We start from the raw sequence: 6,511 nt of genomic DNA, 5'->3' as shown, positions 1-6,511 counted from the left end.
TGCGGATGCCGACCCGGTCGGCGCCGACCTCCTCCGCGACCGCGCGGGCGAGCTCGATCACGAACCGCGACCGGTTCTTGACGGAGCCGCCGTAGCCGTCGGTGCGGTCGTTCGCGTTCGGGGACAGGAACTGGTGCAGCAGGTACCCGTTCGCCCCATGGATCTCCACCCCGTCGGCGCCGGCCGCGATCGCGGAGGCCGCGGCGTGCCGGAACTCACCGATCACCGTCTGGATCTCGTCGGTCGTCAGTTCCCGCGGCACCGGGGTCTTCTGCGGCCCGGTCGCGGTGGACATGTCCTGGTCGGCGGAGATCGCCGACGGGGCCACCGGCTGACGGTGGTGCGGGGTGTTGTCCGGGTGCGACATCCGGCCCACGTGCATCAGCTGGATGTACAACGTCCCACCGCCGGCATGTACGGCGTCGGCGACCTTCCGCCAGCCGCCGATGTGCTCGGGGGTGTAGATGCCGGGCGTGTTCAGGTAGCCCTGGCCGTCCTCGGACGGCTGAGCACCCTCGGTGATGATCAGCCCGAGCGGGCCACGCTGCCCGTAGTAGGTCGCCATCAGCTCGCCCGGAGTGCCGTCCGGGTTGGCCCGGCTGCGGGTCATCGGGGCCATAGCCAGCCGGTGCGGAAGCTTGACTCGACCGAGGACGAACGGCTGCCAGAGGGAAGGAGACAGGGCCATGAGATGTGCGTTCCTTTGCGTTGGGGCGCAGACGCTTCGGGTGCGGATCCCGAAACCGGTGGCCCGGTGGGGCATAGAATCTGAGCGTAATCAGTTACGACTCTAGTTATAACTGAGTTCAGTCAGAAATCGTTCCCGGGAGGACGTACGCATGTCTGAGAGACCCCAGCCGGGTGGTCGGCGCGAGCGGAACAAGCAGCAGAAGCTCGACCGCATCACCGCCGCCGCCTGCGAGTTGTTCGCCGAGCACGGAGTCGACGAGGTCACGACCCAGCAGATCGCCGAAAGGGCGGACATCGGCACCGGCACGCTGTTCCTCTATGTCAAGAGCAAGGGCGAGCTCCTGCTGCTGGTGCAGAACTCTCTCTACGCCGAAGCCCTGGAGCGGGGTCGAGCTGATGCCGGGAACATCCCGGACGCGCTGGACGCGGTGACCGCGATCGTCCGGCCGATCGTGGAGCGCAACCGCGTGCAGATCGACAACGGGCGCACCTACCTGCGCGAGATGGTCTTCGGTGACCCCACCGAGCCGCGCCATCGCGAAGCGCTCACCTTCGTCGGCCAGACCGAGCGCGCGATCGCCGCCGTGCTGCGCCGCGACAAACGGCGCGACGAGAGTGACGCTGCAACGCTGGCGCGTATCGTGTCCGCGATCATGTTCATCAGCATGGCCGCGAGTGTGAACGTTGCCTCCAGCGCCGAGGAGGTTGTGCAGGACATCCGCGCCCAGCTCCGCGTTCTGCTGACCGAGTGACACCGGCCGGCGACGCCCCACGGCGCTTTGGGCCGGACCGGGAAAGCGGCCCGAGTCCGCGGCATCACCAGCCGCGGGGCAGAACCGTCTCGCTGCCGTGCAGAATGACCGCGACCCTCGCGTCGGCGTTCCTGGCCTCGCGCCGGGCCCCCTCGACATCAAGGGCGACGATCGCGTTCAGCGTCTCGTTGTGGGCGTCGATGCGGCTCAGGTAGACCTCGAACAGTTCCTCACTCGAGACCTCGCCCGACGCCGGTGCACTCAGCTGGTCCGCGGCTGACTGGAACGGAGGTCACGCACGGAGAGCCTCGATTCTGTATGCACATCCTCGGCGTTTCCGAAGGCCGAGAGAGCCGCGCCTCATTGGCTTACGGTCATGCTATTACGAGTGTACGTCAACTTCCAGCCCGCCCACCACCATCCAGGGCGTGTGGAAGCTGCTGCGGCGGCACGGCTGGTCCGCCCAGGTGCCCGTGCGGCGGGCACTGGAGCGCGACGAGGAGGCGATCGAGGTGTGGAAGGCCAAGGTGTGGCCGCAGGTAAAGGAACCGCGGCCCACCTGGGCGCCCACATCTGCTTCGAAGACGAGGCGGGCCAGGGTCTGAGGCCGTCGAAAGGACACACCTGGGCCCCGCGCGGACAGCGGCCGGTGGTGCGGGTGCGCGGCCGCAACCGCGGACGGGTCAACATCGCCGGAGTGGTCTGCTACCGCGCCGGACACCGGTCCCGCTTCTTCTTCAAGCTGCACATCTGGCACGGGCGCCGGGGCGAGCCGAAGGCGTTCTCCTGGCGCCGGTACCGCGATCTGATCGTCATGACCCACGTGCAGCTCGGCACCCCCGTGGTGTGGTGCTGGGACAATCTGAACGTGCACCTGGTCAAGGAGCTGGCGGACTTCGCCGAGGAGCACAAGGACTGGTTACGCATTGTCCAGATGCCCTCCTACGCACCGGAGCTGAACCCGACCGAGGGGATCTGGTCGCTCCTCAAGCGGCACCTGGCCGACTTCGCTGCGGCCGACCTCACCCACCTGACCCGCGTGATCAAACGGAAGCTGAAGAAGATCCAGTACCGGCCCCACCTGATCGACGGCTGCCTACCGCCCACCGGCCTGATCATGGACTGCGACATGATCAGTTCATCGGACTCCGCGAGTTCAACCTGAGTAACGACGCTCCCGCGCCCGAGCCGGGCACACAGAGAGTCACCCGGCAGTGGTGTGCCGCTCCTGCCACCACTGCCGGGCTCATACACCGCCGCCAGTCCCGTCCCCACGGCCCGGGGCGATGACCGAGGCCGTCTGTCACTCCAAGAGACGCCCTCGGGAGTACTGGGAATTCAGATGCGCGTCAACTCGCTCTCCTCGTGGCGTGCTTGGTGTCCGCCTTCGAGGTGCTTGGTCAGGCCCTCGCCCTCCACGTCCACGTTGGGGAGCGCCTTGTCGAGCCACTTCGGCAGCCACCAGGCGTGGCGGCCGAGCAGGGCGAGCACGGCCGGGACGACGGTCATGCGGACCACGAAGGCGTCGAAAAGAACCGCGATGGCGAGGCCGAAGCCGACCATCTTGACCATTGCGTCGTTCGACTCGATGAAGCCGGCGAAGACGCTGATCATAATGATCGCGGCGGCGGTGACGACCCGGGCCCCGTGGCGGAAGCCGGTGACGACGGCCTGGTCGGGGCGTTCGCCGTGGATGTACGCCTCTCGCATGCGGACTACCAGGAACACCTCGTAGTCCATGGCCAGGCCGAAGACGACCCCCACCAGGAAGATCGGCATCATGCTCATGATCGGGCTGGGCTGTTCGACCCCGATGAGATCGGCAAGCCAGCCCCACTGGAAGACCGCGACGACGGCGCCGAGCGCGGCCAGGACGGACAGCAGGAACCCGAGCGCCGCCTTGAGGGGGACCAGGATCGAGCGGAAAACGAGGGTCAGCAGGAGGAAGGCGAGGCCGACGACGAGTCCGAGGTAGGGCACGAGGGCCTCGTCGAGTTTCTGCGACACGTCGACCTTCATGGCCGTGAAGCCGGTGACCATGACCTTGTCGTCGGTGCGCTCGCGGATGTCGGCGAGCAGATCCTCGGTCTGGGTGCTGTCGGGCCCGGTGACCGGGACGACCGTCAGGATGGCGGTCGTCCCTGCCTTGTCGTACATGGCCGGGGTGACGGCCGCGACGTTCTTCATGCCCGCGACGGTCTTGCCGACCCGAGCGGCCTCGGTCTTGACGTCACCGCCCTCGGCCGTGTCGACGGTGACCATCAGCGGACCGTTGACGCCGGGGGCGAAGCTCTCGGCGAGCATGTCGTACGCCCTGCGCTGGGTGGTGCTGGTGGGCTGGTCGCCGTCACCGGGCAGGCTCATCTTCAGACTGGCGACGGGGATGGCGATCACGCCGAGGGCGACCACGGCGGTCAACAATATGGTGGCCGGGCGGCGCATGACGAAGAGGGCCCAACGGGTGCCCATGTTCGGCTTGCCCTGCCGGGCGGGGGACTGATCCGACTCCTTGCGCGACGTGCGGCTGAGGACCCGCTTGCCCACGAAGCCGAGCAGGGCGGGGATGAGGGTGAGCGCGATGACGACGGCGATGGCGACCGTGCAGGCTGCGGCCAGGCCCATCTTCGTGAGCATCGGGATGTTGACGACGGCCAGTCCGGCCAGCGCGATCACGACGGTCAGCCCGGCGAAGACGACGGCGGACCCCGCCGTGCCCACCGCCCGTCCGGCCGCCTCCTCCTGCTCTCGGCCCTCGGCGAGTTCGCCACGGTAGCGGGAGACGATGAAGAGGGCGTAGTCGATGCCGACCGCGAGGCCGATCATCGAGGCGAGGATGGGGGTGGTGCTGGAGAAGCTGAGAGCCTCGGTGAGCGCCGTGATCGAGCCGACGCCGATTCCTACCCCGACGATCGCGGTGAGCAGCGGCAGCCCGGCGGGGACCAGGGACCCAAAGGTGATCACCAGGACGAGAGCCGCGACGGCGATGCCTATGATCTCGGCGGTGCCGGTCTCCGGCAGCTCGGCCATTGCGGTGCCGCCCGCCTCGACGGTCAGCCCGACGTGCCGGCCGTCCTCGAGGACCGTGTCGAGGGTGCTCTTGGAAGCGTCGGTCAGCTCACTGAACTGCACCGCATACGACACCGTGATGTACGCGGTGGTGCCGTCCTTGCTGACGGCACCCACCTTGTACGGGTCGAGAACACTGACGACCTGCTTGTTGCCGTCGCCGATCTCGGCGACGGCTGCTTCGACGGCGGCCTTGTTCTTGGCGGTGGTGATCTTCTGGCCGTCGGGGGCGCGGAAGACGACATTGGCCTGGGCGCCGTCCGCGTGCAGCGCCGGGAATCGCTTGTCCAGCAGGTCGAAGGCCTTCTGCGCCTCGGTGCCGGGAACGGAGAAACTGTTGCTGCCAGTGGCGTTGGCGTTGGCAGCGCTGATACCGGTGGCGGCCAGCAGCACCACCCAGAGTAGGGCTACGAGTCGTCGTCGGCGGAAGGAAAACCGTCCGAGTCGGTAGAGGAACGTGGCCATGAGGCGAACTCCCGTCGGGTCGGGGGTGTTGGAAGGAGCAGGGGAAATCACCCCGACGACGGGTGCGGTGCGCGTCGGCGGGGTGGGAGACGAACTTCTGGAGATGCCGTACGCCGTCGTACGGAGAGGTCAGACGCCGAGGGCTGGGAGGATTGCGGCGTCTATGTAGCGTTCGAGGAAGGCCTGGTCGACCGCCCGCTCCTCGATCAGCGGACGGGTGATCAGAGCGCCGGTCACCATGTGGGGGACGAAGGCCAACGCGGGGCAGTCCGGCGCGATTTCGCCCCGTTGCACCGCCCGCCGCAGCAGCGTGTGCAGCCCGGTCAGCTCGGGATCGATGAGCAACTCGCGCAGCGCCTGAAGTAGTTCGGGGTCGGTGTGCACGGCGTGGAGCAGGCCCCGCACCAGCGCGGCGTCCTTCTCCATCTGGGCGCCGTCTGCCCGGGCCACCGCCGCCCGGAGGTCCCCGCGCAGGGATCCGGTGTCGATCCCGGCGAGGGTGACAGGCTTCGTGTGCCGCAGTGCCCTCGCGACGACTTCCGGTTTGCCCGTCCACTGTCGGTAGAGCGTGGCCTTGCTGCACCGAGTCCGGGCGGCCACGGAGTCCATGGTCATGGCCTCGTAACCGACGTCCCGCAGCAGATCGAGCACGGCTGCGTAGATGTCCGCTCTGCGCTCCGGTGTCATCCGACTGCGACGCACTCGAGGCGCGCCACCCGAATCCGCAGATGCCGTAAGCCCAGTCGTAGCTGTCATCGCCGACCCTTCGCCTGAACGAAACTGTTTCGTTCAGAAAGACGCTATAACGGGAGCCGATAAATATGGAACCACCTTGGTGGTGAAATGGGTCACGAGGTTTCGCCTGGTCACGCTGACGCCGGGGCCGTGGCTGTGCGCAGGCCCTCGTAGTACCTGCGAAACTGAACCAGGAGCAGAACTGGAAGGATCCGCGCATGGCAACCACGTCACCGACCGCGACGAAGCCTGGGCGTCCCCGGGATCCCGGGGCTGACGACCGGATCCTCCAGGCCGTTGTTGACGAGTTGGCCGAGCGCGGTGTCGTCGGTTTCCGTATCAACAACGTTGTGGCGCGCGCCAAGGTCGCCAAGCAGACCATCTACGCCCGCTGGAGGGAACGTGACGACCTGATCCTGGCGGGCTTGTCCGCCATGAGCGTGCACCTGAGCCCGCCCCGAACCGGCAGCCTCGTGGACGACCTGCGTCTGCTGTACGACGCGTGCGCCGAAGTCCTGGACAGCCCTCGCGCCCTGATCGTGACGCGCTGCTCTCTTGAGCTTCCCGACTACCCCGACCTCTACGCGGCGTTCCAGCGAGACTGCATTGACCAGCCTCTGGCCGTCGTCGAGGATGTGCTTTTCGAGGCACAGCGGCGTGGTGAGCTGCGGGCTGACATCGACCGATCCGTGGTTGCGGAGATTTTCGCCTTCGCGGTCGTGGGCTTCAGTACACCCATCGCACAACTTCGCGGCGTCACTGTGCATAGCGCCCGCGAGCAGGCCCTCTCCCTGTTCCTCGAC

Annotated in this window: 5 protein-coding genes and 1 pseudogene; 3 read left to right on the top strand and 3 right to left on the bottom strand. The window is 67.5% G+C overall.

The annotated features are described in order from the left end of the window. Positions 1 to 688 (bottom strand): oxidoreductase (locus ACTWQJ_RS44250; protein ID WP_443312054.1); only part of this gene is annotated, 688 nt, incomplete at its 3' end. A gap of 151 nt (positions 689 to 839) precedes the next feature. Here ACTWQJ_RS44250 and ACTWQJ_RS44245 point away from each other — a divergent pair. Together ACTWQJ_RS44245 and ACTWQJ_RS44240 are read left to right on the top strand one after the other, a co-directional pair. Then, positions 840 to 1,442 (top strand): TetR/AcrR family transcriptional regulator, encoded by a 603-nt coding sequence (locus ACTWQJ_RS44245; protein ID WP_443312053.1) that lies wholly within the window; start codon positions 840 to 842, stop codon positions 1,440 to 1,442. 416 nt (positions 1,443 to 1,858) lie between these two features. Next, a pseudogene (locus tag ACTWQJ_RS44240) lies at positions 1,859 to 2,607 on the top strand (IS630 family transposase); the annotation flags it as partial. Between the two features lie 173 nt (positions 2,608 to 2,780). Here ACTWQJ_RS44240 and ACTWQJ_RS44235 read toward each other — a convergent pair. Further along, positions 2,781 to 4,973, bottom strand: coding sequence for an MMPL family transporter (locus ACTWQJ_RS44235; protein ID WP_443312052.1), 2,193 nt, complete (start codon positions 4,971 to 4,973; stop codon positions 2,781 to 2,783). A gap of 129 nt (positions 4,974 to 5,102) precedes the next feature. After that, positions 5,103 to 5,675: a TetR/AcrR family transcriptional regulator gene (locus tag ACTWQJ_RS44230; protein WP_443312051.1), complete on the bottom strand. Its 573-nt coding sequence runs from the start codon at positions 5,673 to 5,675 to the stop codon at positions 5,103 to 5,105. Between the two features lie 251 nt (positions 5,676 to 5,926). On the opposite strand from ACTWQJ_RS44230, the gene ACTWQJ_RS44225 reads away from it, so the two are divergent. Continuing rightward, positions 5,927 to 6,511: TetR/AcrR family transcriptional regulator C-terminal ligand-binding domain-containing protein (locus ACTWQJ_RS44225; protein ID WP_443312049.1), on the top strand; the 585-nt coding region annotated here is incomplete at its 3' end.

It is taken from the genome of Streptomyces sp. KR55, from assembly GCF_052245645.1.
GTDB classification, from domain to species: domain Bacteria; phylum Actinomycetota; class Actinomycetes; order Streptomycetales; family Streptomycetaceae; genus Streptomyces; species Streptomyces flavusporus.
The sequence above is the reverse complement of the archived record's forward strand: the minus strand, read 5'-3'. Positions and strand labels throughout refer to the sequence as shown.